Source organism: Planococcus lenghuensis (assembly GCF_001999905.1).
Lineage (GTDB): Bacteria > Bacillota > Bacilli > Bacillales_A > Planococcaceae > Indiicoccus > Indiicoccus lenghuensis.
The window spans coordinates 3,364,499-3,390,106 of sequence record NZ_CP019640.1 but is presented as its reverse complement, the minus strand read 5'-3'; the positions used below and the strand labels follow the sequence as shown (position 1 = coordinate 3,390,106).

At 49.0% G+C, this 25,608-nt stretch carries 25 protein-coding genes and 3 pseudogenes; 25 read left to right on the top strand and 3 right to left on the bottom strand.

Annotated features, from left to right (window positions below):
• The first annotated feature begins 152 nt into the window (after positions 1-152).
• The 22 genes and pseudogenes from B0X71_RS17130 to B0X71_RS17025 all read left to right on the top strand — a co-directional run bounded on the left by B0X71_RS17130 (position 153) and on the right by B0X71_RS17025 (position 17,700).
• Positions 153-413 (top strand): metal-sensing transcriptional repressor, encoded by a 261-nt coding sequence (locus tag B0X71_RS17130; RefSeq protein ID WP_198038644.1) that lies wholly within the window; start codon positions 153-155, stop codon positions 411-413.
• A gap of 169 nt (positions 414-582) precedes the next feature.
• The gene (locus B0X71_RS21445; protein WP_232336727.1) at positions 583-678 is read left to right on the top strand and encodes an SHOCT domain-containing protein; all 96 of its coding nucleotides are present in this window, start codon (positions 583-585) and stop codon (positions 676-678) included.
• Between the two features lie 74 nt (positions 679-752).
• Positions 753-1,400, top strand: coding sequence for a class I SAM-dependent methyltransferase (locus B0X71_RS17120; protein WP_077590564.1), 648 nt, complete (start codon positions 753-755; stop codon positions 1,398-1,400).
• 105 nt (positions 1,401-1,505) lie between these two features.
• The gene (locus B0X71_RS17115; protein ID WP_077590563.1) at positions 1,506-1,889 is read left to right on the top strand and encodes a DUF302 domain-containing protein; all 384 of its coding nucleotides are present in this window, start codon (positions 1,506-1,508) and stop codon (positions 1,887-1,889) included.
• 111 nt (positions 1,890-2,000) lie between these two features.
• A complete protein-coding gene (locus B0X71_RS17110) occupies positions 2,001-2,315 on the top strand; it encodes a hypothetical protein (RefSeq protein ID WP_077590562.1) in 315 nt (104 codons plus the stop codon).
• A 111-nt stretch (positions 2,316-2,426) separates the two neighbouring features.
• Positions 2,427-2,687, top strand: coding sequence for a metal-sensitive transcriptional regulator (locus tag B0X71_RS17105; RefSeq protein ID WP_077590561.1), 261 nt, complete (start codon positions 2,427-2,429; stop codon positions 2,685-2,687).
• 143 nt (positions 2,688-2,830) lie between these two features.
• Complete coding sequence (locus tag B0X71_RS17100) at positions 2,831-3,310, top strand: DsrE/DsrF/DrsH-like family protein (RefSeq protein WP_077590560.1); 480 nt, start codon at positions 2,831-2,833, stop codon at positions 3,308-3,310.
• A 19-nt stretch (positions 3,311-3,329) separates the two neighbouring features.
• Positions 3,330-3,692, top strand: a complete 363-nt coding sequence (locus B0X71_RS17095) for a rhodanese-like domain-containing protein (RefSeq protein WP_077590559.1) — start codon at positions 3,330-3,332, stop codon at positions 3,690-3,692.
• 23 nt (positions 3,693-3,715) lie between these two features.
• The gene (locus tag B0X71_RS17090; protein ID WP_077590558.1) at positions 3,716-4,012 is read left to right on the top strand and encodes a rhodanese-like domain-containing protein; all 297 of its coding nucleotides are present in this window, start codon (positions 3,716-3,718) and stop codon (positions 4,010-4,012) included.
• A 39-nt stretch (positions 4,013-4,051) separates the two neighbouring features.
• A complete protein-coding gene (locus B0X71_RS17085) occupies positions 4,052-4,621 on the top strand; it encodes a sulfurtransferase TusA family protein (protein WP_077590557.1) in 570 nt (189 codons plus the stop codon).
• Between the two features lie 36 nt (positions 4,622-4,657).
• On the top strand, positions 4,658-5,053 hold the full coding sequence (locus tag B0X71_RS17080; RefSeq protein ID WP_077590556.1) for a DsrE/DsrF/DrsH-like family protein: 396 nt from the start codon (positions 4,658-4,660) through the stop codon (positions 5,051-5,053).
• A 51-nt stretch (positions 5,054-5,104) separates the two neighbouring features.
• On the top strand, positions 5,105-6,232 hold the full coding sequence (locus B0X71_RS17075) for an MBL fold metallo-hydrolase (protein ID WP_077590555.1): 1,128 nt from the start codon (positions 5,105-5,107) through the stop codon (positions 6,230-6,232).
• A gap of 48 nt (positions 6,233-6,280) precedes the next feature.
• Positions 6,281-6,508, top strand: coding sequence for a sulfurtransferase TusA family protein (locus tag B0X71_RS17070; protein ID WP_077590554.1), 228 nt, complete (start codon positions 6,281-6,283; stop codon positions 6,506-6,508).
• A 62-nt stretch (positions 6,509-6,570) separates the two neighbouring features.
• Positions 6,571-7,347, top strand: coding sequence for a sulfite exporter TauE/SafE family protein (locus tag B0X71_RS17065; protein ID WP_077590553.1), 777 nt, complete (start codon positions 6,571-6,573; stop codon positions 7,345-7,347).
• Positions 7,348-7,447: 100 nt separating this feature from the next.
• Entirely contained in the window at positions 7,448-8,776 is a 1,329-nt protein-coding gene (locus B0X71_RS17060) for an FAD-dependent oxidoreductase (RefSeq protein ID WP_077590552.1), read from the top strand.
• A 271-nt stretch (positions 8,777-9,047) separates the two neighbouring features.
• Entirely contained in the window at positions 9,048-10,121 is a 1,074-nt protein-coding gene (locus tag B0X71_RS17055) for an NAD(P)-dependent alcohol dehydrogenase (RefSeq protein ID WP_077590551.1), read from the top strand.
• A 700-nt stretch (positions 10,122-10,821) separates the two neighbouring features.
• Entirely contained in the window at positions 10,822-12,267 is a 1,446-nt protein-coding gene (locus B0X71_RS17050; RefSeq protein ID WP_077590550.1) for an NADP-dependent glyceraldehyde-3-phosphate dehydrogenase, read from the top strand.
• Between the two features lie 472 nt (positions 12,268-12,739).
• Positions 12,740-12,870, top strand: a pseudogene (locus B0X71_RS21440) (universal stress protein); the annotation flags it as partial.
• A 301-nt stretch (positions 12,871-13,171) separates the two neighbouring features.
• Positions 13,172-13,633: pseudogene (locus B0X71_RS17040) on the top strand (VOC family protein); the annotation flags it as partial.
• Positions 13,634-14,509: 876 nt separating this feature from the next.
• Entirely contained in the window at positions 14,510-16,375 is a 1,866-nt protein-coding gene (gene ltrA / locus B0X71_RS17035; RefSeq protein ID WP_077591058.1) for a group II intron reverse transcriptase/maturase, read from the top strand.
• Positions 16,376-16,544: 169 nt separating this feature from the next.
• Positions 16,545-17,066, top strand: a pseudogene (locus B0X71_RS17030) (VOC family protein); the annotation flags it as partial.
• A 58-nt stretch (positions 17,067-17,124) separates the two neighbouring features.
• Positions 17,125-17,700: an NADPH-dependent FMN reductase gene (locus B0X71_RS17025; protein ID WP_077591057.1), complete on the top strand. Its 576-nt coding sequence runs from the start codon at positions 17,125-17,127 to the stop codon at positions 17,698-17,700.
• Between the two features lie 506 nt (positions 17,701-18,206).
• On the opposite strand, the gene B0X71_RS17020 is transcribed toward B0X71_RS17025, so the two are convergent.
• Both B0X71_RS17020 and B0X71_RS17015 read right to left on the bottom strand, forming a co-directional pair.
• Positions 18,207-20,057 (bottom strand): IS1182 family transposase, encoded by a 1,851-nt coding sequence (locus B0X71_RS17020; RefSeq protein WP_077590547.1) that lies wholly within the window; start codon positions 20,055-20,057, stop codon positions 18,207-18,209.
• Positions 20,058-20,348: 291 nt separating this feature from the next.
• On the bottom strand, positions 20,349-21,266 hold the full coding sequence (locus tag B0X71_RS17015) for a DMT family transporter (protein WP_077590546.1): 918 nt from the start codon (positions 21,264-21,266) through the stop codon (positions 20,349-20,351).
• A gap of 139 nt (positions 21,267-21,405) precedes the next feature.
• Here B0X71_RS17015 and B0X71_RS17010 point away from each other — a divergent pair, with 139 nt between their 5' ends.
• Positions 21,406-22,794 (top strand): aminotransferase-like domain-containing protein, encoded by a 1,389-nt coding sequence (locus B0X71_RS17010; RefSeq protein WP_077590545.1) that lies wholly within the window; start codon positions 21,406-21,408, stop codon positions 22,792-22,794.
• 124 nt (positions 22,795-22,918) lie between these two features.
• Here the strand turns inward: B0X71_RS17010 and B0X71_RS17005 are convergent, their stop codons facing one another.
• Entirely contained in the window at positions 22,919-23,725 is an 807-nt protein-coding gene (locus tag B0X71_RS17005; protein ID WP_077590544.1) for an IclR family transcriptional regulator, read from the bottom strand.
• A 187-nt stretch (positions 23,726-23,912) separates the two neighbouring features.
• Here B0X71_RS17005 and B0X71_RS17000 point away from each other — a divergent pair, with 187 nt between their 5' ends.
• Entirely contained in the window at positions 23,913-24,680 is a 768-nt protein-coding gene (locus tag B0X71_RS17000; RefSeq protein ID WP_077590543.1) for a dioxygenase family protein, read from the top strand.
• Positions 24,681-24,768: 88 nt separating this feature from the next.
• Positions 24,769-25,602 (top strand): alpha/beta fold hydrolase, encoded by an 834-nt coding sequence (locus tag B0X71_RS16995; RefSeq protein WP_077590542.1) that lies wholly within the window; start codon positions 24,769-24,771, stop codon positions 25,600-25,602.
• The last annotated feature ends 6 nt before the right edge of the window (positions 25,603-25,608 follow it).

Sequence of the window (25,608 nt, the reverse complement as noted above, 5' to 3'; positions counted from 1 at the left end):
GAATACACACACGTAGAGTCTCTGCTTTTCTGCCAACTCCGATTTGTCCTCCATGGGCTTGCATGGAATTCAATCCATTGACATCATACACCCGGGGGTATACTCTTGGGGTGAAAGCAGTTCAGGTAAACACAGAAGGAGGAGAAGCTGATTTGAAATACGATGGTGAAGTAATGGACAAGCTGCGGCAAATTGAAGGAGGGATCAAAAGCATTCTTCATTTGATGGAAAACGAAGCGGAATGTAAGAACGTCGCAGAAGAGTTAGTGGTCATCAGGAACACGGTAGATGAAGCAATTGGTACCGTGGTCGGTGGAAATTTACAGCAATGCCTCGTCAAGCGGTTAACAAATGGAGAGGAATCCGCTGCAGTCATGAAAGAAGCGGTTGATTTGCTCATCCGAAGCAAGTGAATAATCAGTGGAGGAGGTGAAGATAATGATGACAATGATGGGTGGCGGCATGTGACTGAATACAATCATTTGGATCATTGTGATCGGACTCTTCGTATACGGTTTGGTGGCACTGCTGACAAGGCGTGATCCGGGAAAATCCGCTCCTGAAAAGCGGCAGGACACGTCGATGGAAATCTTGCGGGAAAGATTCGCCCGCGGGGAAATCGATGAAGAAGAATACGAAAGACGGAAAGAATTCCTCCAAAACCGGCGAAACGGATAAAAGTTTTAACATTTTTTAGAAAAGATTTCTCCAACGTTCTCCTAATTAAGGAAAGTGGAAAGGGTGAAAATCGCATGATTCAAAAGCGGATGGATCCGGCGCGAGCCCACGTTCTGTTGAGTGAAGAGCGAAAAGCACTGCTTCCGCCGGATACGGTCATTGACCAGCTGGCTATTCGTCCGACAGACCGAGTGCTGGAATTGGGGGCAGGAAACGGTTACTTTACCATTCCTTTGGCAAAGCGGATGCCGGAAGTGGTCACGGCTGTTGATATTCAGCCGGAAATGATCGCATTGCTGAAGCGGCAGGCGGAAAAAGAAGGGCTGGATAACATTGCATACGTAGAAAGCAGCCTGGAAGAAATTCCGCTGGGAGCCAATACGGCCGATAAAATACTCGCGGCTTTCTCTATCCACGAGGCTGACGATCTGAATCGGGCGGTCCGGGAAGCGAAGCGGATCTTAAAACCTGCCGGCCAGTTGCTGATCATTGAATGGGAATCTGTGATGACACAAAACGGACCGCCCTTCCTGGGGAAGATCCCGATCGAAGAAATTGTTCCGGTTCTGCAGCTGAATGGATTCGATGTGAAAGTGACGCGCTTGAATCCTGTCCATTATGCGATTCATGCAGTGCCTGCCGAAGAAGGGATCCTCCATCAGAAACTGTGCAGGGAAACGTTCCGTTCGACGGAAAGAGACTGTCTTGGAAACTTCGGTTAGAGTGTCAGAAGTTGAGTATATGGCTGCAGGGCAAGTTTTGTAGCGGGCTGAACAGGGAAAAGGATTAATGAGGAAATCATTCAAAATGAGAAAGAAGGGTAACCGATGTTTAATTACACAGTAGAAACAGCGAAAAGTAAGGATGAAGCTGTCCGGGCGCTCGAGGAGAATTTAAAGGAAGAAAAGTTCGGCGTCCTTTGGAACTTTGACCTGACGGCGAAGCTGCAGGAAAAAGGGGAGGATTTTGATACACCGTTCACGGTGCTTGAAGTGTGCAACCCTCAAGAGGCGAATAAAGTGCTGTCTGAGGAACTGCTCGTCGGGTACTTCCTGCCATGCAAAATCGTCGTATATGAAGATGGGGATACGACGAAAATCGGGATGCCAAGACCGACCGCGCTCATCGACATGGTTGAAAATGATAAACTGAAGGCGATCGCGGAAGACATCGAACAGCGGCTAAAAACCTGCATTGATCGGTCGGCGTAATTTTTTTTTGCAGAACCCTATACCCGTACAGGTAATTTGATCGATGAAATGCTTGGTTTTTCGCTAAAGAAATTATTTTAAACGGTAATCATAACGAAAGGACGGATACCGGTGAAACGCAGAAAATATACACTCATCGCATCAACCGCTTTGGCCGCTTTACTAGTGACGGGTACAGTGGGAATGGCACACGGCAATGGCGCAGAAAATGGAATGCCGGAAGATGGCGGCATGGTCAATATGATGAACGGCATGATGAATGGAAATGGCGATGGCATGATGAACATGATGCATGGCATGATGAATGGAAACGGCGAGCAGTTGATGAAAGGCCATCATACACAGATGATGGAGCATATGGATTCGATGGACTTTGAGGAGATGGAAGCTCTGCATGATCAGCACCATGAAGGTGGCCAACACTAAAACGATTCATGTTCTCCTGAGTGGAGCATAATACTTGCTTGCATACCCAAAGGGGTATATTATAGGGGATGTAAGCAAGAGATTCCACTTTAAAAAGGAGAACGATTCCAGATGCAGTATGATAAAAAAGTCGAAAATCGGCTGAAACGGATTGAGGGTCAAATCCGCGGCGTACTCCAAATGATGGAGAAAGACGGCGACTGCCGCGATGTGGTCATGCAGCTGTCGGCTGTCCGCAGTGCAGTGGATCGTACAATCGGGGTCATCGTCAGCGAAAACCTGGAACAATGTGTGCGTGAAAGTGTCGAAAGCGGCGAAGATACGGATAAAGTTGTGAAGGAAGCCGTGGAACTGCTCGTCCGAAGCAGATAACCGAATCCGTCAGACGTCATTGTTGACGGATTTGGTTTTGCTTGATAACATACCCCTGGTGGTATTACTCATCGTATCGTCAATCGCATTATTTTTTTAATTTAAAATATACCCCGGAGGGTATAATTAGAAGGAGAATCGGAATGGAACAGAAAAAGACGACCAACGTTATCCTTTTTAGTGGAGATTACGATAAAGTGATGGCTGCATACATCATCGCGAACGGAGCGGCGGCTTATGATCATGAAGTCACCATCTTCCATACATTCTGGGGACTGAATGCACTGCGGAAAGAACATCCGCCGGAATTGAAAAAAGGGTTCCTGGAACGGCAGTTTGCCAGAATGATGCCGCGGGGAGCGGACAGACTGCCGTTATCCAAACTGAATATGAACGGCATGGGACCGAAGATGATCAAACAGGTCATCAAGAAGCACAACGCCATGACCTTGCCGCAACTGGTTGAAATGGCGCAGGAACAGGAGATCAACCTGGTGGCTTGCACGATGACGATGGACCTGCTCGGTCTCCGGCAGGAGGAATTGCTCGATGATATCACTTACGCCGGTGTCGCCGCGTATCTGGCGGATGCGGAAGATGGGAATGTCAATCTGTTCATCTAATCAAAGAAAGAGGGATCGAATGGAGATTATAAGCTGGCTGGCTATCGGTGCGCTCGCTGTTTGGCTGGTCTATAAGGTCATCGGACCGGCAAAAGGCATCTCTTCGGTGACGCCCGATGAAGTGAAACCGATGCTGAAGACAAAAGACAAGCAATTCATCGATGTGCGGACATGGGGGGAATACCGGATGAACGGACTGAAGGCATTCAAAAACATCCCGCTGAATGAACTGCCGAAGCGGCTTGATGAACTTGACAGCGGAAAAGAAACGGTTGTCATCTGCCAGAGCGGAGCGCGGAGCAATCGGGCGTGCGTCATATTAAAGAAGAATGGATTCAGCCAAGTGACAAATATCAGAGGCGGCATGGGTGCATGGCGCTGATCAGCAACAGGGGGAGAATGGACATGAAAGAAATGACACCGCAGGAAGTACAGGCGTATCTGGAGAGTAATCCGGAAGCATCGGTGATCGATGTCCGGGAAACGGCGGAAGTCCGGGCCGGCAAGATTCCGCAGGCAGTGAACATTCCGCTTGGGTTGGTGGAATTCCGGATACAGGATTTCGACAAATCGAAAGAGCACATTCTCGTTTGCCGTTCCGGCAAACGGAGTGGAATGGCAGGACGTTTCCTTGAAGCGAGAGGATACCGGATCATCAACATGGCCGGCGGTATGCTGGAATGGGACGGTCCCACGGTTTAAACGACATTAAATGCAAGAAACCAAACAGGAGGAATTAGTATGATTCAGACCGATAAAGTGCTTGATGCGAAAGGACTTGCCTGCCCGATGCCGATCGTGCGGACGAAAAAAGCGATGGTAGAGCTTGAACCGGGTCAGGTGATCGAAGTGCAGGCGACGGATAAAGGGTCGCTCGCGGACATCAAGGCATGGGCAAAATCCAGCGGCCATCAATACCTCGGCACCACAGAAGAAGGGGACGCGCTGAAGCATTACCTCCGCAAAGCGAGCGAAACGGAAGAAAAAGAAGAAAAACAGTTCCCGCACACGGTGACGAACGAAGATCTGCAGGACCGGCTGAACCGTGAGGATATCCTTGTGTTGGACGTCCGGGAGCCCGCGGAATACGCATTCGGCCACATTCCGGGCGCTGTTTCCATTCCGCTCGGTGAACTGGAAAGCCGCACAGGAGAACTGGAAACGGATAAAGAGATCATCGTCATCTGCCGGACCGGCAACCGAAGCGATTTTGCCGCGAAACAGCTGGCGGATAACGGATTCAACCGGGTCAAAAATGCCGTGGACGGCATGACGGAATGGAATGGCCCCACAGAAAAAAGCGAAGCCTGAAAATCAGGAAATCGATCAGTACAGGAGGAATTCAACATGGCAGGAAAAACAGCAATCATCGCATCAAACGGGACGTTATTCGATGCGTATAAAGTGTACAATATCGCGACGGCGGCAGCGGCGAGCGATCATGAAGTCGCCATCTTCTTCACATTCGAAGGCCTGAATCTCATTAATAAGGAAGCATACGGCCAGCTGGCGCTGCCTGAAGGCAAGGAAGGGATCGCTGAAGGATTCAAGAAAGCGAACGTGCCGGCGATTCCCGAACTGGTGGAAATGGCCCGGGAACTCGGCGTGCGGTTCATCGGCTGTCAGATGACGATGGACGTATTGGAATTGGAGCAGGAAGCTTTTATTGACGGCATTGAAGTCGGCGGCGCTGTGACATTTCTGGAATTCGCAAAAGACGCGGATGTCACGCTGACATTTTAAGTGGAATAAAAAATTTTTAACGAATAATATACCCCGGGAGGTAATTTAGATATGACAGTAACAGCTTGGACAGCAAAAGAAGTGGCCCGGAAAGTACTGGGCCGCTCACCCTTATTCATCTTGGATGTCCGCAATGAAGATGCCTATGCGGATTGGAAAATCGAAGGCTATACGGTCGATTACTTGAACGTCCCGTACTTCGACTTGCTCGACGGGGTGGAAGAAATCATGGAGAAACTGCCGAAGGACCGCGAAATCCTCGTGGTCTGCGCGAAAGTCGGCTCTTCTCAGATGGTGGCGGAAATGCTGTCGGATGAGGGGCTGGATGTTGCGTATCTGGAAGGCGGCATGAAAGCATGGAGTGAATACCTGGAACCCGTGAAAATCGGGGACTTGAAAGACGGGGGCGAACTGTACCAGTTTGTCCGTCTCGGAAAAGGCTGCCTGTCATATATGGCGATTTCCGGCGGGGAAGCGGCAATCATCGATGCTACCCGCATGGCTGATACATTCCTGGATTTTGCGAAAGAAAAAAATGCGCAGATCAAGCATGTGTTCGACACGCACCTCCACGCCGACCACATTTCCGGCGGCCGCGAAATCGCGGAAGCGACAGGGGCGACGTACTATTTGCCGCCGAAAGACGCGGAAGAAGTCGTATTCGAATACGCACCGCTGGAAGATGGGCTGGAAGTGACAGTCGGCGGTACACCGATTGCCGTACAGGCACTCTATTCACCGGGCCACACGATCGGCTCGACGTCATTCATCGTCGACCATAAATACCTGATGACAGGTGATATTCTGTTCATCGATTCGATCGGGCGTCCCGACCTCGCCGGCCTGGCGGAAGACTGGGTGGGTGATCTGCGGGAGACGCTGTACAGCCGCTATCGTGAGCTTTCGGATGAACTGATCGTGCTGCCGGCCCATTTCATGATCATGGATGAACTGAATGAAGATGGCTCGGTCGCGAAAAAATTGGGTGAGCTGTTCGAAGAAAACCACGGACTGAATGTAGGAGATGAGCAGACATTCCGGGACATGGTGACAAAGAACCTGCCGCCGCAGCCGAACGCCTATGGTGAAATCCGACAGATGAATATGGGGAAAATCACACCGGATGAGGAAAGTCAGCGGGAAATGGAAATCGGACCGAACCGCTGTGCAGTAAGGTAATTCAAAAGAACTAACAATCAACTACCATATAAAAGGAGCGATTTATTGATGAATGCAGATAAAGTACTCGACGCAAAAGGGCTCGCTTGCCCGATGCCGATCGTCAAGACACGGAAAGAAATGAAAGACATGGAATCCGGCCAGGTGCTGGAAATCCACGCAACCGACAAAGGAGCGAAAGCGGACCTCGCCGCCTGGTCAAAATCCGGCGGCCATGAGCTGCTTGAAACGCGTGAAGAAGGAGACGTCCTGAAGTTCTGGATCCGTAAAGGCTAAATTCAGGGACGGCGGGGCATCGCACAGATGTCCCGCTATTTTTATGTGAAAGAAGGGGTAGTATGTCCATCGATTTTATTATTGTGCTTTTCCTGATCGGTTTTGTCGGCTCCTTTTTGTCCGGCATGGTCGGCATCGGCGGCTCGATCATCAAGTATCCGATGCTCTTATACATTCCGCCGCTGCTCGGCTTTGCCGCGTTCGGCGCCCATGAAGTGGCCGGCATCAGTGCCGTGCAGGTATTCTTTGCAACCATCGCCGGCGTCTGGGCGTACCGGAAGAGTGGGCTGCTGAACAAGACACTGATCGCCTATATGGGCGGCGCCATCCTGATTGGGAGTTTCATCGGCGGCTACGGGTCGACCCTGCTGTCGGCTGCTGCGATCAATACGGTGTACGCCATTCTGGCGACGATTGCCGTCGTCATGATGTTCATTCCGAAAAAAGGGCTGGATGATATCCCCGCAGATCAAGTTAAGTTTAATAAATGGCTCGCGGCGGGGCTCGCATTCGCTGTCGGTGTCGCAGCCGGCATCGTCGGGGCGGCCGGTGCCTTCATCCTGGTGCCGATTATGCTGACGGTGCTCAAGATTCCGACCCGCATGACCATCGCCACATCACTTGCCATCACGTTCATTTCGTCGATCGGATCGACGATCGGGAAAGTACTGACCGATCAGGTGCTGTACGGACCGGCAGCTGTCATGGTCGTGGCCAGCCTCCTTGCGGCTCCGCTCGGCGCGAAAGTCGGCCAGAAAGCGAATACGAAATTCCTCCAATGGCTCTTGGCACTCCTGATTCTGGCGACAGCGGTCAAGATTTGGCTTGATATTTTGTGAAGCACGGCGTGTCCATACGTGTGTACAGTCGGCAACAGGGTAAGTAAAGGAATAACCAGCGGGATAAAACTGAAGATGACGATAAGAGAAGGATGCAGCCATGAAATATGTAATTATCGGCGGTGACGCGGCAGGCATGAGTGCCGCCATGCAGATCGTGCGAAAAGGTGAAAATGCGGAAGTGCTGACGCTCGAGAAAGGGGAAACCTACTCCTACGGCCAGTGCGGGCTTCCATATACGATCAGCGGGCAGATTCCATCAACAGACCGGCTCATCGCCCGCACGCCGGAGACGTTCCGCGAAAAATACGGAATCGATGCGAGAACCGGTCATCTCGTTGAAGAAGTCAATCCAATTGAAAAGACAGTTTCCGGGACCCGGACAGCGACCGGGGAACCGTTCGAATACAGCTATGACAAGCTGCTTATCGCGACAGGTGCCAGTCCGGTCATACCGCAGATCGAAGGCAATGATCTGCCGGGCGTCCATGTACTGAAGACCATTCCGGATGCCCACAGCATCATGGGAAACCTGGAAAACGACGTAAAACATGTCGCCATTGTCGGCGGAGGCGCAATCGGACTCGAGATGGCGGAAGTGTTCCGCGGACTCGGAAAGGAAGTGCACATCATTGAGCGCGGCAGACATCTCGCGAAAATCTTCGATGCCGACATGGCGGAGCACATCCATGCGGAAGCGGACCGGCACGGCATTCACGTGCACACAGAAGAGAATGTGGAAGCGGTCATAGGCGACGGCAAAGCGGAAAGCATCCAAACAGATAAGGGAACGTATCCCGCGGAGCTTGTTTTGCTATCGGTCGGCGCCTACCCGAACACGAAATTTCTTGCGGACACCGGCATTGTCACGAGCGTGCGCGGCGCCATCCAGGTCGACCGTTACATGAAGACGAACGTGCCGGATATTTACGCGGCCGGTGACTGTGCCGTTCAATACCATCGCGTAGAGAAGAAAGACGATTACATTCCGCTAGGCACGACAGCGAATAAACAGGGCCGGATTGCGGGACTCAATATGATTGGCATACCTAAGACATTCGAGGGGATCGTCGGCACTTCCATCCTGAAGTTCATGGATCTTACGCTTGCCCGGACGGGTCTTTCTGAAAAAGAGGTGGAAGCGATGGGGATTCCGGTGAAGGCTATGACTGTAAAAGCGAAAGACATCGCCGGCTATTATCCAAATCCGAAACCGCTGCACGTCAAACTCGTATATGGCGCGCATGATGAGCTGCTGCTCGGCGGGCAGGTCATCGGGGAAAACGGGGCGGATAAGCGGATCGATGTGCTGGCGACAGCTCTCTATGTCGGCATGCGGCTTCATGAACTGGAAGATCTGGATCTCGCGTATGCACCGCCGTTTAACGGGACATGGGATCCGGTGCAGCAGGCGGCCCGAAGAGGGTGATTGCTTAGAAGGAATACAGGTGGCAAAGGTGTCGGCTTTCGAAGTGGGAAGCCCCCACTTCAAGCCTGCACCAGCAGGAGTGGTGGGAAGTATTCATCCGCAGTGCGTTCGAACGACTTTCAAGACAGGGAAAGGACAGACATGAATTAAATTAAAAGAACTGCATATCAATAACCACCAGGCCGATGTTTGGATTGGGTATAAATCTATTGTTATAATTAATTGTCGGAAGAAAACGAATACATAATTTATGGAAGGGGAGAGCATAATCATGAAAATTAAAGCTGCAGTCACCCCACAAACGGGACAGCCTTTTGAAATGACTGATATTGAATTGCCTGAACTTGAGTCGAAAGATGTGTTAATCAAAGTGATAGCATCCGGTATTTGCCATACGGATGTTTCAGGGAGAGACACAGGGATGGTCGATCCGCCTGCAGTTCTTGGCCATGAAGGCGCTGGAATCGTTGAAGAGACAGGCTTTGAAGTTACCGATCTCCAAAAAGGGGATCACGTGGTCGTCTCATTTGCAAGTTGCGGGCATTGCGATAATTGCATGACCGGCCATCCTGCACATTGCAGGCATTACGGTGAATTGAATTTAAACAGCCATATAGATCAAGACACCAATAAATTGGTTTCCAGATTCTTTGGGCAATCTTCCTTTGCAACATACTCACTCGTTAACCAAAGGAATGTTGTGAAAATCGATGAGGACATGGACTTGGCTTTAGCGGCACCACTGGGTTGCGGCCTGCAAACAGGAGCCAGCAGTGTATTGAATGTGCTAAAGCCTGAAGCTGGCAGTTCCATCGCGGTGTATGGAGTCGGAGCCGTTGGATTAAGTGCGATTATGGCCGCTAAAATCGCCGGTTGCAAAAATATCATTGCCATTGATCTCCATGAAAATCGATTAGAGCTGGCTGAAGAGCTGGGCGCGACAGCTTCTATAAAAAGTGGCAAAGACGTGGATATTGCTGAGAAGATCAAAGAAATCACCGGCGGAGGAGTGCAGCATGCACTCGATACGACCGGCGTGGACTCAGTGGTTGCACAAGCAATCGCGGCACTAGATTCTTTTGGGAAACTGGCTACTGTCGTCACAGATTATCATCTTTCAATCCCTCTGGAAATCCTGGCATTAAGAGGCGCCAGCATTGTAGGAACCAGTCAGGGCGATGCAACGCCGCAAACATTCATTCCGGAAATGATTTCTTACTACAAGAAGGGACAATTCCCGTTTGACCGGATGGTAAAGTTCTATGAGTTTGATCAAATAAATAAAGCCTTTGAAGAATCAGAGAATGGTTCAGTCATCAAGCCTGTTTTAAAGATGAATCACTAAACGTTAATTGTACGAAATTGAAATACGGGAGATGCGCCTTTCAAGCTGCTTGAAGGGCGCTTTTTTGCTGTTTAAGTAAATACGCTCCCTTTGACAACAGAAAAATTTGAAATGTCTTGAAAACTTGGCTTGTTGATGAATTTAATACACAAATAAAAACACAGGAATCCATTTTAAGTAAGTTATCAGAAAGGTTTAAATAAAAGAATAATTTAATTGTTTGTTGGGTAAACAAATTATATAATGAACAATATAACATGCGTCGCTTAAATAAATGGGGTTATTAGCGATGAATCTTATACTAAAAAACTGAGAAGAGGGTTGATTCTTCAAAAGATCATTGACCAATGTTTTGTCACGACTGCCGCCCTTCAATAATAGCCGATTCAGTGAAGCGGAACTTCCGTCCAGGCTGCACATTTCCTTAATGAGGGATTGATTTTATCAAATTCAGCAAGAGCATCTTGGATTAAGAAGAAAGTCTATTATTCTGCCGCTCAACTGGAAAGCCGGATTTGCACTTGGCATCGACCCAGACACCAGTGATCACTGGGTTGAACAGCAGCTCGAGTGGAAAGATTTAGAATCGTCAGCCATAATTCTTGGTTTTAACAAAGCCTTGCTTGAAAGAGATTACCTTTAGTTTGATAGATAACATTAGTTTTTCATGATTTAAAAAGAAACGGAGTGTGAAGAGAACATGACAGTACGTCAAGCTGAAAATTTGTTTTATACGTTACTTAATAATAAGTGGATGGGAAGCGGCAGTGGGGAAACTATACAGATTTATTCTCCGGATGATAATGAAGTAGTGGGTGAAGTTCCCGCTTTAAGTCAAGAGGAAGTTGCTGCTGCAATTCAAAAAACAGCTGACGTGCAGGAAACGTGGGAAGCGAAAGAAATCCATGAACGCTCTGCACTTCTCCATCGTTGGGCGGAAGAATTAGAAAAGATGACCGATGAAATCGGCGAAATGATCCATAAAGAAGTAGGCAAGACTTTTGCAGCAGGAAAAAGTGAAGTGGAGCGTACTGCCCAGCTGATTCGTTATACGGCAGAAGAAGGCCTTCGTACACAAGGGAGTTTTATCCAAGGCGACGCGTTTCCGGGAGCCACGAAACAGACAAAAGCCATAGTGCAGAAAGTCCCTCATGGCGTAGTGCTGGCCATTTCGCCATTTAACTACCCGGTAAACCTGGCAGCTTCTAAAATTGCGCCGGCGCTTATTACAGGCAACACCGTTATCTTTAAGCCTGCTACCCAGGGGTCAATCAGTGGACTGTTAATGGTGCAAGCTCTGGTGAAAGCGGGTCTGCCGGAGGGAGTAGTAAACGTAGTAACGGGTCGGGGCGCTGTTATCGGTGACTTCATTGTTACTCATCCTCTTATAGATATGATTACTTTTACTGGAGGAACGGCAACCGGGAAGCATATCTCTAAAAAAGCGTCTATGATTCCGATTGTGCTTGAGCTCGGCGGCAAAGATTCCGCCATTGTACTGGAAGATGCAGATTTGAATAAAGCAGCAAAAGAAATTGTCAATGGAGCGCTCAGCTATTCCGGACAACGCTGCACAGCCATAAAGCGTGTTATGGTGGTTGACAGTGTTGCGGACGAACTCATTGGCAAAGTGAAAGAAATGGTGTCCGGACTGAAAGTGGGAAGATCCAGTGAAGACGCGAGTGTGACTCCTATGATCGATCAGAAATCAGCGGATTTTGTTACGAATCTGATCGAAGACGCCCGGAATAAAGGAGCTACTGTAGTGCTGGAAGGTATTAAGGAAAAGAATCTGCTCGGCCCGACTCTTCTTGACCATGTAACGGAAGAAATGGAGATCGCTTGGAAAGAACAGTTTGGACCAGTGCTTCCATTTATGCGGATTGAGAATGAACGGGAAGCAATCGCGCTTGAAAAGCGCAACCAGTATGGCCTCCAAGTCAGCGTCTTCACAAATAATCTGGAGAATGCCTTCTCTATTTCAGACAAGCTGAATGTAGGAACTATCCAAGTGAACGGCAAAACCTCCCGTGGACCGGATCACTTCCCATTCCTGGGAGTGAAGAACTCTGGACAAGGTGTACAGGGCATCGGTAGAAGTATTGATTCTATGCTGCGCGACAAAGTGCTCGTTCTTAACTTTTAAAAGAGAAATCAATTTTTATCAATCCCAGGATATAGATATCGATATGTATCAGAGTATTTAAGTTTATTTCTGTAGGAATGTATGGCTTTGCTGATTGTTTCTATATTTCTTATGGCAAGACGGGGCTGGCTCAACAGGACAGCTCTGTTTTTTTTGTACTCACAGGACCAACATCCTTAAACACCAACATCCTTAAACAAAGTAATCCTTCCATCCTTTTATGCTGGCATCCTGTGCGGCATGATTTTCGACACAGGAATAAGCGTATTTTATACGTTCGGATCTTTTTACAAAAATGGAGGCAGGTAATTCCAGACGGTTTACCGCCACGGCAATTCCATGGATCCAATCCTCCGTTCAATACACCGGATTCTTGCGATCAATATTCGATCATGCCCAGCAGCAATCGGAGGAGTTGGTGGATGGCTATAGGGAACTGCCATTGCACAGGAACAGGCGGAGCTGGCAAATGGCCGATCTGATCGTTTGCGGTGCCGCCGGTCATGGCGGAGTGGAACGGTTTCGTTTCTGCCGGGCTCCGTATCTGAAGCGATTGTCCGTTCATCCCAATGCGATGTGCTGGTAGTCCCTCTCCCTGAATAATCGGGTTTTCCATGCTGTGTTTTTTCAGAAAAATCGGTTCTCTTATGGGAGGAGAACCGATTTTTCTGTTTTTGGAGGGGATATGAAAAGAAAAGTCACCGATTTGATCCGTTGACAGCTAAAAATGACCCTGTTAGAGTATTTAATGTGAGATAATTTAATTCGAGATAATTTCAGTTTCCAGTTCCTGGTTTCAGAAGTTTATTGATCATGGGCCAACGGAAGGCAGGATGACGGAACGGCGAAAGCCGCATTATTTTTACACATAAATCTCGAATTCGAGATAAAAGAGGAGGGGCAAATGGAAGAGATTAAAGGAATCCATCATGTGACGGCAATTACGAGCAGCGCGGAAAAGAATTACGAGTTTTTCACCTATGTGCTCGGCATGCGGCTTGTGAAGAAAACGGTCAATCAGGATGATATCCAGACGTATCACTTATTCTTCGCAGACGACAAAGGCTCGGCGGGAACGGATATGACGTTTTTCGATTTTCCGGGAATTCCGAAAGGGACGCACGGGACGAATGAGATCTACAAAACGGCGTTCCGGGTGCCGGATAATGCCGCGCTGGACTACTGGCTGAAACGGTTCGCCAAGTACGAAGTGAAGAACAAAGGGATCAAGGAAGTGTTCGGCCGGAAGACGGTGTCGTTCACCGATTTTGATGACCAGCAGTATATGCTGATTTCGGATGAAGGCAACGAAGGAGTTGCGTCCGGTACGCCTTGGCAGAACGGCCCCGTTCCGCTTGAATACGCGTGCGTCACGTTCTGCCTAACCACGAATTTGTGGGAACAGCAGCGGATTTCTCCTACTAAGTATTATAGAAGAAATCAAGAACTCTAACATTGAATTTTCTCGTGAAAACCGAGAATCGCACAGAATCTTGCGTAAATTTAATTAACCTACCTCCTTATGGACGTTTAAGAAAATTTACGTGTGCGCAGTCTAATACCCCTACATGCGGCGACAATCTGACAATTGAAACCGTGTGAAGCTAGGTGAGGTCGTAGCCCAAGTAACCTAAGTCGTAAAAGATATGGCGAAAGTGGTGCGGGACTCCTTAAAAACTTTGTCTATGGCTACCAACTTTAGTGGGAACTCATGCAGTCTCGTTACGTAGATTTAATTCGGAAACGAGTTTGAAAGTAATCAGCGGTTTGTTGTTGTGTGTTCAACTTACTGCCCCATTCCTTGAAACAGGGTGGGAAATACAGCACTTAACTAAAGATTCAGAGCTGTATTAAGGATTACCGGGATAGGGTGAGAGTCTAAGGATAAGTAAATAAAGGGATAGATGTTAGGGAACGTGAGAGAGCCTGTCAGAAGAAGGGTGTCAGCCTTATGATAACTGATAGGAAGTCAGGTCCCTCATAGTAGTGTTGAAGCAGATGTAATGTCTGTGGAGCGAAGGGGGGAAGTCGGTTCTAAGAGATAGACTTTTTCACTTAAAAGAAAAATAAAGACTATACAAAACGTCATTTGGTTAACGTTATGGGTATTGTACAGTACTCATAATAATCGCTAATCCACCTATAACCTAGCCTCGTATTTCTCAGGAAGGTTGTGTGTACAAAGGTGGAGGTTAATTGCCAAATCAAGTCCGAAAAGGACTTGAAGCTGACTCTGGACTCCATGTATCAAGAGTCCAAAGAGGGAAAATCCCTAAATGGATTGTATGAAGTCATTATTAATGACCAAACTATCATAACTGCAATACACGACATAAAGTCGAATAAGGGCAGTATGACAGCGGGCATTGATAATAAGACCATCAACCATTTTCTACAAATGCCCAGAGAGAAACTCATTCGGACGGTACGGAGAGCGATGGAGAACTATAATCCTCAACCCGCCAGAAGAAAACATATTCCGAAAGGAAATACGGGTAAAACTAGACCCCTCGGTATTCCAACTATGTTGGATAGAATCATCCAACAGTGCATTAAAATTGTTATAGAACCCATAATAGAGGCAAAACTCTACGAGCATAGTTACGGATTTAGACCTTACAGGTCTACACACCATGCTATCGCAAGAGTTGCTCATCTAATTAACATTGGGAGATATGAATACGTCATTGAAGGAGATATAAAAGGCTACTTCGATAATATTGACCATGCTGTGCTAATGCGTAAATTGCACAAAATTGGGATTATTGATAAACGCGTTCTCGCGTTAATCAAGAAAATGCTGAAATCGGGGATTATCGAGGAAGATTTCAAATTCCACGATACCGACAAAGGTACACCGCAAGGTGGTATTATCAGCCCTATTCTCGCAAATGTGTATTTGAACGATTTTGATTGGACTGTCTCCAGCAGGTATGAAAATCCATACTTTGCGGATGAATTCTCGAACGTCAAAAATGCTCGTAGGAAATTTCGGAAGGTAGGTAGGCAACCTGTATTTCTAGTTAGATACGCAGATGACTGGGTGATCTTCACGAAAACGAAAGAACAAGCCGAAAAGCAATTGGAGTATCTGAAAAGATACTTCAAGGCGAAATTGAATCTTGAACTTTCGGAAGAAAAGACTGTCATCACTGACCTTAAAGAAAATAGAATGAAATTTCTCGGCTTCCAAGTTGAATTGGCCAAACCTCGAAAGAGCATAGGCAGAACTGGAAATGCTAAGAAACATGAGTTATATGCCAGAATTCTACCTGATATGAAAAAGGTTAGAACAAAAACGGCAGAGATTCTAAAGGACATTAAGCAGATTAGGAGAACACAATGCGACTATCAGAAAGCTGTGATAATCGAGAAAGTGAACTCTAAAATCGTTGGTTTATCTGAATATTACAAGACAGCGGTCTGGACAGAAATTTTTGACTCCTTAGACCATAAAGTCTTCGTTACCAGTCACTACACGTGGAAGAAACTCTATCGCAACCAGAACAATGGTAAAAATAAAGCTAAACTGAAAAGATATTCCGAACTTTCTAACCGACGCAAGAGACACGAAGGCTATACCGCCGAAACTCATGCAGTGGAAGTAGAAGGAGAATGGGTTGGAATTACAAAATTCCTACACACGAAATCGGAAGACCCACAGTGCTTTAATCAGAATTTAACCCCTTATACGGTTGAAGGACGAGAACTTTACTACAAGAATGCGAAAAAGAATCAGAGTCTTAACAGACTCCCACTCTATGACAAGAACGAAGACGTATTCCGAATAGCCAAACGAAACATGCTGAAATCCGATAAAAAGAATCTTAGAAAGTATAACTTTGAATTCTATATGAACAGGGAATATGCGTTCAACAGAGATAGAGGAAAATGTAAAGTATGTGCCGGCGATATTTTACCAGTGGAGCTACAATGCCACCATATCAGCCCTACCTTACCACTCGACGAAGTAAACAAAATTACTAATCTCGCTAGCCTCCACAAGAAATGTCATGAACTAGTACATGGCACTTCCGTGCCGGAGGACACAAAAATAGCGAAGAAAGTCGAGAAATACAGAGCGAAACTCATAGGTGACATTAGCTAAGACGTATAGTATGGCACTATCTCGTCTAAGGATTGATAATCCTTGGATTGAATCCCATAAAACAGGATTAATTAGAATCGATGGCGTGCCGTGTGCGGTGAAAATCGCACGCACGGTACTCAGGAGGGGAAAAGCTGGAGATTACTTCAAAAGTTTACCTATTCCTATCATTACCGGTCTCGGGCCGCTGCATATCCGGATTGCCCGGTTCGATGCATTTAAGAATGTACTGGAAAATACGATGGGTATGCGTGAGGTGGCGAAGGAAGGATCGCTTCACTTATTCGAATTCGGGGAAGGCGGAAACGGCGCCCGTGTCATCGTCGAATACAATACGATCCTGCCGGCCGGCCTGCAAGGGTATGGCACCGTACATCATGCTGCGTTCCGCGTGGCGGACACGGACGTGCTGAATGACTGGATCCGCCATCTGCAACAATCAGGTTTCCGCACGTCAGGATACGTCGACCGCTTCTTCTTCGAATCACTCTACGCCCGCGTCGCACCCGGCATTCTGTTTGAATGGGCGACCGACGGCCCCGGCTTCATGGGTGATGAGCCGTACGAAACGATTGGGGAGGCCCTGTCACTGCCGCCGTTCCTTGAACCGAACCGCACGGAAATCGAACGGCTGGTGAGACCGATCGATACGGTCCGCAGCACCAGAAACATTGAAAAGGAGTATCTGTAATATGAATATTAATCAATTTTTCGGAGGAAAAACCACTAAAAACCAGGAGGAATCAGACATGACAAAACTCAACATCGGCATCATTTTAGGATCCACACGCGAAGGGCGCCTCAGCCCGCAAGTCGGCCAGTGGGTAAAAGAAATCGCGGATCAGCGCGGTGATGCAAATTATACAGTGATCGATATCGCGGATTATAAATTGCCGCTTCTCGGTGAGCCGGAGGGCGACGCATCAGGCGCCGCTGCCTGGTCTGAAGTCATTGCCAAACAGGACGGCTTCGTCTTCATCGTCCAGGAATACAACCACTCCATTACAGGAGCATTGAAGAATGCGCTCGATTACCTGCGTGATGAATGGAACAATAAAGCGGCAGGCATTGTGTCGTATGGCTCGGTCGGCGGTGCGCGTGCAGCAGAGCATCTCCGCGGCATCCTCGGCGAATTGCTGGTTGCTGATGTGCGGGTGCATCCGGCCCTGTCCCTGTTCACGGATTTTGAAAATATGGCTGAATTCAAGCCGGCGGATGTCCAGGCGGATTCAGTCGGACAGATGCTTGATCAGCTGATTGACTGGTCGGCGGCTCTAAAAACGATTCCGACTCGCAAAGAAAAGGAAACAGCGGACGTCCAGTAAGACGGACGGACAGTAAGCCTGATGGAAGAACCGAAAAGCTGGCAGATGTTGAAATGACATCTGCCGGCTTTTTCTGGTGTATTGACAAAAGTGAATGTTGAACCTTTCGCTTCGATCACTTTCCTCCCGAAAGGTCGGTTAAGTCGAAGGAGAACCAATAAAGATTGCTTCGGTGAGTTATTCCTGCCAGTTGAACTGCTGCAATCATTAAAAAGAGGATGCACCGGGTTCTTAGCAGGAGCATTCGGTTGGCATAGGAATTGCTAAGTATGTTGGCACGGCGGCATTCACCATTTAAGGCCTAATCCGTGCAATTGAATTGGATATGGCATTGCCGACCGTCATGCTGTCAGCTGTATTGACCGGTTCCTGCATGGATTAACCGGGACTGTGCCGGTCAGTCTCTTGACTGGATTGGACATTTATCTGCACCGATACGCAGCTTATGATTTTGTCCGGCCCGACCACCACGCTGCGGTCTCTTCCTGCCTGTTCAAGGAATCCGCTTAAGTACACTGAAACGGGATCAACCTTTCCGGCAATTCGGATAAGAGCTGAAACACATGGAAGGGGCTGTCCAAAAAGCCCCCTAAATTAAAAACAGGGAGAGAATAACCAATCGGTTGTTCTCTCCCTGTTTTTTTAAAGTTCGCTTTTTCGGAAAGTGACCGGAGGAAACCGGCCACTTTCCGAAAATTATGCGCCATGGCGATGAGTCCGAATTCGATGTGCACTTTCTGAAGCCCCCGGAGATGGAACCGGCGGAACGCCAAATTGCCCTTGATATCGCCGAAACCGGTTTCCACCTCGATTTTTCTTCGGGCGTATACCAGTTTTCGGTCCTCACATTCAAGGGCTTCTTTCGCTTTCATTTTCAATTCCTCGTAGACCGGGTTCCAGTGAACCTGACGGTTCCCTTTCGCCTTGGTACACGATTCTTTCAGCGGACATCCGGTACAGTCTTCACATTCGTAGATTCTATAGGACTGAACAAAGCCCGATGCATTTTTCTTCTCCTGATACCTTTTGAAAACGACGCGGCGGCCGTTTGGACAGATGAATCGGTCATCCGCTTCTTCATACGTCCAGTTTTTCGCGTTCCATTCATTGTTTTTAAACTTCTTCGTCTGCTCTTTCAGATAGGTGCCATACGGGATCAGGAAGCCGGCAAGTGGTTCTTTTTCATCCCCGATCAGGTAGAGGTAGTTCTCTTCGCTTCCATAGCCGGCATCCGCGACGATGGTCTTCGGCATAGGCAGGGCAGATGCCTGCAGCTCTTCCAGATGTGGAATCAGGCAGCGAGCATCTCCTGGGCGCTGATGAATGGTATAGAACAGTACAAATTGATTCTCGGTCGCCATCTGGATATTGTATCCGGGTTTCAGCTGGCCATTCTTCATATGATCTTCCTTCATCCGCATGAATGTGGCGTCCGGGTCCGTCTTCGAGAAGCTGTTGCGCTCTCCACAGACGGCGAGCTGTTCCGCATACGTTTCTTGGCGAGGAATGAAGTTTTCACGAATCAGTTTCACTTTCTTTTTCAGGAGACTGTGCCGTTTGCGGAGTCCTTTTCTGTTTTCCACGAGCTTTTCCTCAGCGATGAGATCCGTCAGGATATCCACTTGGTCTTCCAGCCGGTTCGCAACTGAAGCCAATTCCACAGCCGCCGGCTCCTCGGCCAGCTGGCCCAGTTCCAATCCCTCCGCCTTGGCAATCTCCTGGATTTCCTGAAGCGTTTCCTGGATTCTGATTTTCAGTTTCGCTTCCCGCCCCGTCACCGCCTTACAGAAGACAAAGCTATACTTATTGGCGTCCGCTTCCATCTTCGTCCCGTCCAGGAAATAGTTCTCAAACTCGACAAACCCTTGCCGGTGAAGTTCCAAAACAGTGAACTCGAATAACTGATCGATGACCGCTCCCATTCGGACGCTCCGGAAATGGTTGATGGTCCGGAAATCCGGTTTCTGCATCGCCGCCAGCCAGATCGCCGGAAGATCCTCGTGCAGCATCGTGGCGATGCCCCGGCAGGAATAAACTTTTTGGGAATAGGCATAGAGAATAACTTTGAGCATCAGTTTCGGGTGAAAGGGTGGTCGCCCCCCGCCAGGGTAGCAGGCGGTCAACACCTCATCGGGGAAAGCCTCAACCAACTGATCCACCACACGAGCCACATGATGGTCGGGAATCAGGGCGCCAATATCAGGAATGGATAAGGCCTGGGTCGGATCATACGGTTTGAATGCGGGCGCCGGCGGGCGCCCTTGGGTGGAGACTACGATTTCATGTTCAAGTAATTCACCTGACGGAAGAGGTGGTTGCATGGTATAATCGGTAGAAGCAATCGTTGGATTGCGCATAAAAATCGTCCTTTCTGAGTGGTTGTGTGGTAACTCCCATTTTACAGAAACGGACGATTTTTGTATGCATTGATGACTTGACTAGCGGGAAGGCCGGCGGCGACTCCTGCGGGACCAACACGAGCTGAAGACCCTGGACCGAGCCCAGCGAGGGAAGCGTCTGAAGCCGTGCCCGCGGAAAGCGTCCGCCGGGCCGAACCCCAGCTACTTCTTTACGAATAGAAAAAGGAACTGCCCCTCGAGGTCATTTTTCATGACCTTTCGGGACAGCCCCTCTTTATCCTTATTCCATTAAGAATTTTGGTGTGACCATTCCTCCTGCACACGCTGTTCCTTCCGTTTCGGACCGAAGCTGTTCACTAGGAGCACTCCGAAAAGCGCGATGATCCCGCCCGTGACGGACAGAGCAGTCGGCCATTCGCCAAGCAGCAGCCAGGCGGTGAATACGGCGACCGCCGGCTCAAGGTAAAGAACGCTTGCAACGGAACCGGCATTGCCTGCAGAAAGGGCCGTGGCCCACAGGGCATAACCGATTGCAGCCGGGAAGATTCCGACGTACAGCGCCGCCCAGTTCGCCTCCGCTGTTGCTGCCGAGATGGAATCCGCCACGCCGGGTGCGAACAGGAAAAACGGGATCGTACCAGCCCAGGTAAAATAGGCGGTCAATTCAATCGACGTGTAGCGGGTGAGCAGTCCTTTCTGAAAAACGAAAAAAATCGATGCGGCGAGAGCGGAGATGAGCACGAGAATTGCGCCCCATTCAAGTGAAAAAGCACCGCCTTCTGTGCCGAACATGATGAGCAGGATACCAATGAAGCCAGTAACGAGCCCAAGCCAGCCCGCTGTGCCGGGGCGTTCCTTCAGGACCAACATCGCAATGATGGCCGTGAAAATCGGAGCGGAACCGATTAGCATGCCGGCGGTTCCGGCTGAAATCGTCTGTTCACCGAATGTGATGCCGATATGGTAAACACTGATACCAATGAGACTGAGCCCGAAAATCTTTGGCAGATCCTTCCGGTGCGGCAGCCGGAACCGCACGCCGGGCCAAAGGGCATATAGCAGGAACAGGGCGGATGCAATGAGGTACCGCACCAGTACAAGATGTCCCGCTTCGTAACCGCCGTGCAGGCTAACTCGGATTGCCGCGAATGTCGTCCCCCAGATCAGAACAGTCAACAAGGCCATTGTCCACGCTTTTGTATTCATCCGTTTTCCACCTCCCAAGCAATGAATCCAGCCGATGATTCGTCGTATCCTGGCTATATCCTATTGTAGGAAGGCTTTGCTATAATGTCTCCAACCAGTCAGCGGATTTTTATCCAACCAGTTAGAGAGGTGAAGAGGGATGCGGAAGACAAAACACAGACAATTGGTGGATCTCGTGAAAGGGAAAATTTCGGACGGAGAATGGGCGATCGGCAGCATGATCCCCAGTCAACGAGATTTGGCGAAGCGGTGTGGCATGAACCGGAGTACGGTAGTCGCCGCATTGGACGAGCTGAAGGCGGATGGTCTACTTAGAACGATTACAGGAAAAGGCACGATTGTCGCCAATAACAGCTGGACACTGAGGGATGAAGGCGTGCCGCTGAACTGGATTTCAGGCCTTCTTCATAGAGGGACGGAAACTGCTGAAAGAGTTCAAATGGATGAAACGGGAAACAAGCTGATCCGATTAGATCGGGATGAGCTGGTGCGGACAATGTTTCCAGCTCGGGATATGCAAGTGATCATGAGGGGGGTGCTTGCAGATTGGCAAGGCACGTCTGCGGGAGGACCAAATGGAGATCCGGTATTGCGGAAAGCTATCTGCAATCACTTGAAGGAAAAAGGCATCCAGACATCTCCGGAATCTGTCCTTGTCACATCAGGGGCCACACAAGCGCTGCATCTGATCACCACAGCGCTTGTCCGACCGGGCGAGATGCTGATAACCGAAGATCCCTCTCCGCTATCCCGTTCAGCTGGACTGCGGGACGCCGGCATGCGGCTTGTCCGGCTGCCGGTGGATGAAGCCGGTCTCCGGCCGGAGAGTCTCCCGCCATATGAAAAACGGCGTGCTGTATTATACGCGATGCCGGCTTTCCAGAATCCGACAGGATCGCTGATGCCGGAAGAGCGCCGCGCGGAATTGATCCGACTGGGACAGCGTGAGCAGATTTCGATCATCGAAGACGATTCTTTCGGAGATTTATGGATTGATTCACCGCCGCCTCTGTCACTGAAAACGCGGGATACCTTCGGAAATGTCCTGTATATCGGAAGCTTGTCACAGGTGCTTGGCCCTGATTTCAGGATCGGCTGGACAGTCGGGCCGAAAGCGGTCATTGACCGTCTTGCCGCAGTAAAGGCGGAGATGGACGGCGGCACAAGCCTACTGCAGCAGCTTGCCGCCGCGAAATGGCTGGCAAGCGAACTTCACGGACAGCATCTGGATTATTTGAGAAGACAACTGCGTCTCAGGAGGGAAGTGGCTCTTGAAGCACTGGAAGAACATTTGACCGGACGTGCCGTCTGGACGGAACCGGCCGGTGGATATTATATCTGGGTGCGGGTGAATCCGGACAGCCAGGATCGGCTGCTGTTTCAAAAAGCCCAAGCAAAGGGCATAGCGGTAAGTCCGGGCAACGGGTTCACTTCGCGTCCGGGGCAGACCTTCCGCTTATCCTATAGTCTGATATCGACGGCAGAGATAAGGAAAGGCATCGCATTGCTTGGCCAAATTCTTAAATGACAGACCGGAAATCCGCGGTTTAGAGGTCCGCGACAAATAAGGCGTTTCCTGTAACATTTGCAGCCGCTGGGCATGCGTTACAGGAAACGCCTTTGATGTATTGACGGTTCTATATCTTCCGGAACTATAAATAAGCGGAATTAGTGGCAGCCGCAATCGATTGGCTGATTTTCTCCGCCGTGTTTTGGAGAATCGGCAAAAATTCTTCGCGCAGTACTTGTTTTGAAATCCGGCCTGCATGTGCAGAGCAATTGATCGCCGCAATTACTTTTCCATCCGGACTGGAAATTGGCACAGCAATTGACCGGAGCCCTTCTTCGAACTGCTGATCCACCCCGCCCCAGCCTTTTTGCCGTACTTCAGCAAGTGTATGCCGAAGCTGCTCTTCATCAGTGATGGTCCTGTCCGTGAATTTCTCAAGCTGCACGGATTCGAAGTACTCGTCCAATTCCTGTTCAGACAGCCCGGCGAGCAGCACATGCCCCATCGATGTGGCATAAGCCGGAAGCCGGGAACCGACATCCAGGTTGATAGACATGATCCGTTTGGCTGAAACCCGGGCAACATATAAAATATCTGCACCGTCCAAAATCGAGATGGAACATGATTCACCTGTCCGGGACACAAAATCCCGCATGATTGGATGTGCGATGCTCCACGTGTTGTTGGAGGAAAGGTAGGCGAATCCGAGTGACAGCGTCTTGGGAGTCAGCAGAAAAGCATTATTTCTGGATTCGACAAATCCCAGATGCTCCAGTGTCAGCAAAATCCGCCGCGCCGTCGGCCTGCTGAGCCCGGTTTTTTTGGCTGCCTCGCTGACAGTCAAAGCAGGATCCTTCTGGGAGAAGGCTTGGATCACTTCAAGTCCCCGTTCCAGCGATTGAATATAATCCCCCGTCTTTTTAAAATTATCTGATTTTTTTGTTGACAATGTCAATACCCCCTATGCTAAGATATATTTGTACGAATAACAAATAATTGTACGTATATCGTACAATAGAATTCGTAGATAATCAAGCAGCAGGTAAAAATTTTATGGAACAATGAAGGCGTTTACATTGGTTTTCTGCAAGAAAAGAATTCATTGAGACCAAAACAAGCAGGGGGAGGAAATTAAAATGACGGAGACGGTAACGAAGAATGAACGAGTAGCGAAAGCTTATGAGGGATTCGTTAAACACATGAAAAACTTTCTCGACGAACAGCAGTTCAATCATGAAGAGTACACGAATTTTGTGAAATGGGCGGACCGGCTCGGCCGCAGCGGTGAAATCCCGCTGTTCCTTGATGTATTCGTCGAAACGTACGTACTGGAATCGAAATACAAAGGCCTGCCGGGCACAGAACCTTCTTTGCTTGGACCTTATTATGATGAAGGATCGCCGCTCATTGAGGGGGCGACGAAAGTCATGCCGCAACGGCCGGATGAACCAGGGGATAAATTGGTGTTCCGGGGAAATGTGAGCTCGGTCGATGGACCGCTTGCCAACACGAAAGTCGAATGGTGGCAGGATGACGCGGAAGGCCTCTATTCGAATTACGATTCTCCGGCGCCCGCTTTTAACTTGAGAGGTCAATTTTATACAGATGATAACGGTGACTTCGAAGTCCAGTCGATTGTACCGATCCCTTATCAGATTCCGACAGACGGGCCGACGGGTGAATTCACATTCGCAGCAGGTTATCATGCATATCGACCGGCTCACATCCATATCAAGTTCGAGCACGAAGGACACGAAACACTGATCACGCAAGTGTTCTTTGAAGGCGATAAATGGCTGGAGACGGACGTGGCCAGCGGTGTCCGCTCTTCACTCCTGACAAAGCTCGAAGATAAAGGTGATCACAAAGAGGCTTCCCTGAATTTCATCATGCGTCCTGAATAAAAACTTTCACAGCTGTCAAGAAATCTTGGCAGCTTACTGTTTTCAGGACATCAATTCAGTCAGATACAAAGAAATAGAGGTGGCATAAATGGAATCTTATCAGGTGAATGTAGATGGAAATGATATTCAAGTGATGGACTATCCGGGAGATGGAGGAACGATCGTAATGATTCATGGTCTGACTGGAACCCATCGCAACATGCATTATTACGCAGAGCGCTATAAGAGGCATTATCGCGTCGTGTCACTCGATCTGAGAGGACGCGGGAACAGTGACCCGCTGGACAGGGAGCCCTCTATCTTCAAGCACGCGGCGGATATTATCGGTCTGCTCCGGGTAATGCAGATCGAAAATCCGATTTTGGTCGGCCATTCAATGGGTGCATTCATTTCAGCGCTGGTTGCAAGTGAACTGGATTCCGTACAGGCCGTAGTGCTGCTGGATGGCGCGGCAGAAATGTCAGAGCACCAGCAGGAGATCGTCAAGCCGTCACTCGGCCGATTAAGTAAGGAATACGGATCCAAAGAACAGTATGTGGAAGAAATCAGAGCGATTTATGCAAAACTCGGCATCAGCTGGAACGACACGATGCAAAAGACAGTCGAGTACGAGGTGGAGAAAATCGGTGATCACTGGGAAAACAAGTCGGATGAAGCCGGCATTCTCGCCGATTTCGACAGCTTCTATGAATTCAGGCCCGAGCAGGTGTGCGCCGGGATTGATTGTCCGGTTCTGCTCGTCTATGCAGAGAGTGGAATCGGCGCGATGCCGCCGCTGTTTTATTTGTCGGATTACGACAAGACGAAGGATGCGTTGAAAGACTTGGAGATCTTCATTTCCGACTCGAGTCATTACACGATGGTGTTTGAACAGCGCGAGGACATCTACAGGGCGATGGATAAATTCCTGGAAAATAATTAAAGAAAA

Excerpts from the sequence above, each read along its gene's own strand:
- B0X71_RS21445 (WP_232336727.1), top strand. The coding sequence starts at position 583 with ATGGAAATCTTGCGGGAAAGATTCGCCCGCGGGGAAATCGATGAAGAA.
- B0X71_RS17120 (WP_077590564.1), top strand. The coding sequence starts at position 753 with ATGATTCAAAAGCGGATGGATCCGGCGCGAGCCCACGTTCTGTTGAGT.
- B0X71_RS17115 (WP_077590563.1), top strand. The coding sequence starts at position 1,506 with ATGTTTAATTACACAGTAGAAACAGCGAAAAGTAAGGATGAAGCTGTC.
- B0X71_RS17105 (WP_077590561.1), top strand. The coding sequence starts at position 2,427 with ATGCAGTATGATAAAAAAGTCGAAAATCGGCTGAAACGGATTGAGGGT.
- B0X71_RS17100 (WP_077590560.1), top strand. The coding sequence starts at position 2,831 with ATGGAACAGAAAAAGACGACCAACGTTATCCTTTTTAGTGGAGATTAC.
- B0X71_RS17095 (WP_077590559.1), top strand. The coding sequence starts at position 3,330 with ATGGAGATTATAAGCTGGCTGGCTATCGGTGCGCTCGCTGTTTGGCTG.
- B0X71_RS17090 (WP_077590558.1), top strand. The coding sequence starts at position 3,716 with ATGAAAGAAATGACACCGCAGGAAGTACAGGCGTATCTGGAGAGTAAT.
- B0X71_RS17085 (WP_077590557.1), top strand. The coding sequence starts at position 4,052 with ATGATTCAGACCGATAAAGTGCTTGATGCGAAAGGACTTGCCTGCCCG.
- B0X71_RS17080 (WP_077590556.1), top strand. The coding sequence starts at position 4,658 with ATGGCAGGAAAAACAGCAATCATCGCATCAAACGGGACGTTATTCGAT.
- B0X71_RS17075 (WP_077590555.1), top strand. The coding sequence starts at position 5,105 with ATGACAGTAACAGCTTGGACAGCAAAAGAAGTGGCCCGGAAAGTACTG.
- B0X71_RS17070 (WP_077590554.1), top strand. The coding sequence starts at position 6,281 with ATGAATGCAGATAAAGTACTCGACGCAAAAGGGCTCGCTTGCCCGATG.
- B0X71_RS17065 (WP_077590553.1), top strand. The coding sequence starts at position 6,571 with ATGTCCATCGATTTTATTATTGTGCTTTTCCTGATCGGTTTTGTCGGC.
- B0X71_RS17060 (WP_077590552.1), top strand. The coding sequence starts at position 7,448 with ATGAAATATGTAATTATCGGCGGTGACGCGGCAGGCATGAGTGCCGCC.
- B0X71_RS17055 (WP_077590551.1), top strand. The coding sequence starts at position 9,048 with ATGAAAATTAAAGCTGCAGTCACCCCACAAACGGGACAGCCTTTTGAA.
- B0X71_RS17050 (WP_077590550.1), top strand. The coding sequence starts at position 10,822 with ATGACAGTACGTCAAGCTGAAAATTTGTTTTATACGTTACTTAATAAT.
- ltrA (WP_077591058.1), top strand. The coding sequence starts at position 14,510 with ATGTATCAAGAGTCCAAAGAGGGAAAATCCCTAAATGGATTGTATGAA.
- B0X71_RS17025 (WP_077591057.1), top strand. The coding sequence starts at position 17,125 with ATGACAAAACTCAACATCGGCATCATTTTAGGATCCACACGCGAAGGG.
- B0X71_RS17020 (WP_077590547.1), bottom strand. The coding sequence starts at position 20,057 with ATGCGCAATCCAACGATTGCTTCTACCGATTATACCATGCAACCACCT.
- B0X71_RS17015 (WP_077590546.1), bottom strand. The coding sequence starts at position 21,266 with ATGAATACAAAAGCGTGGACAATGGCCTTGTTGACTGTTCTGATCTGG.
- B0X71_RS17010 (WP_077590545.1), top strand. The coding sequence starts at position 21,406 with ATGCGGAAGACAAAACACAGACAATTGGTGGATCTCGTGAAAGGGAAA.
- B0X71_RS17000 (WP_077590543.1), top strand. The coding sequence starts at position 23,913 with ATGACGGAGACGGTAACGAAGAATGAACGAGTAGCGAAAGCTTATGAG.
- B0X71_RS16995 (WP_077590542.1), top strand. The coding sequence starts at position 24,769 with ATGGAATCTTATCAGGTGAATGTAGATGGAAATGATATTCAAGTGATG.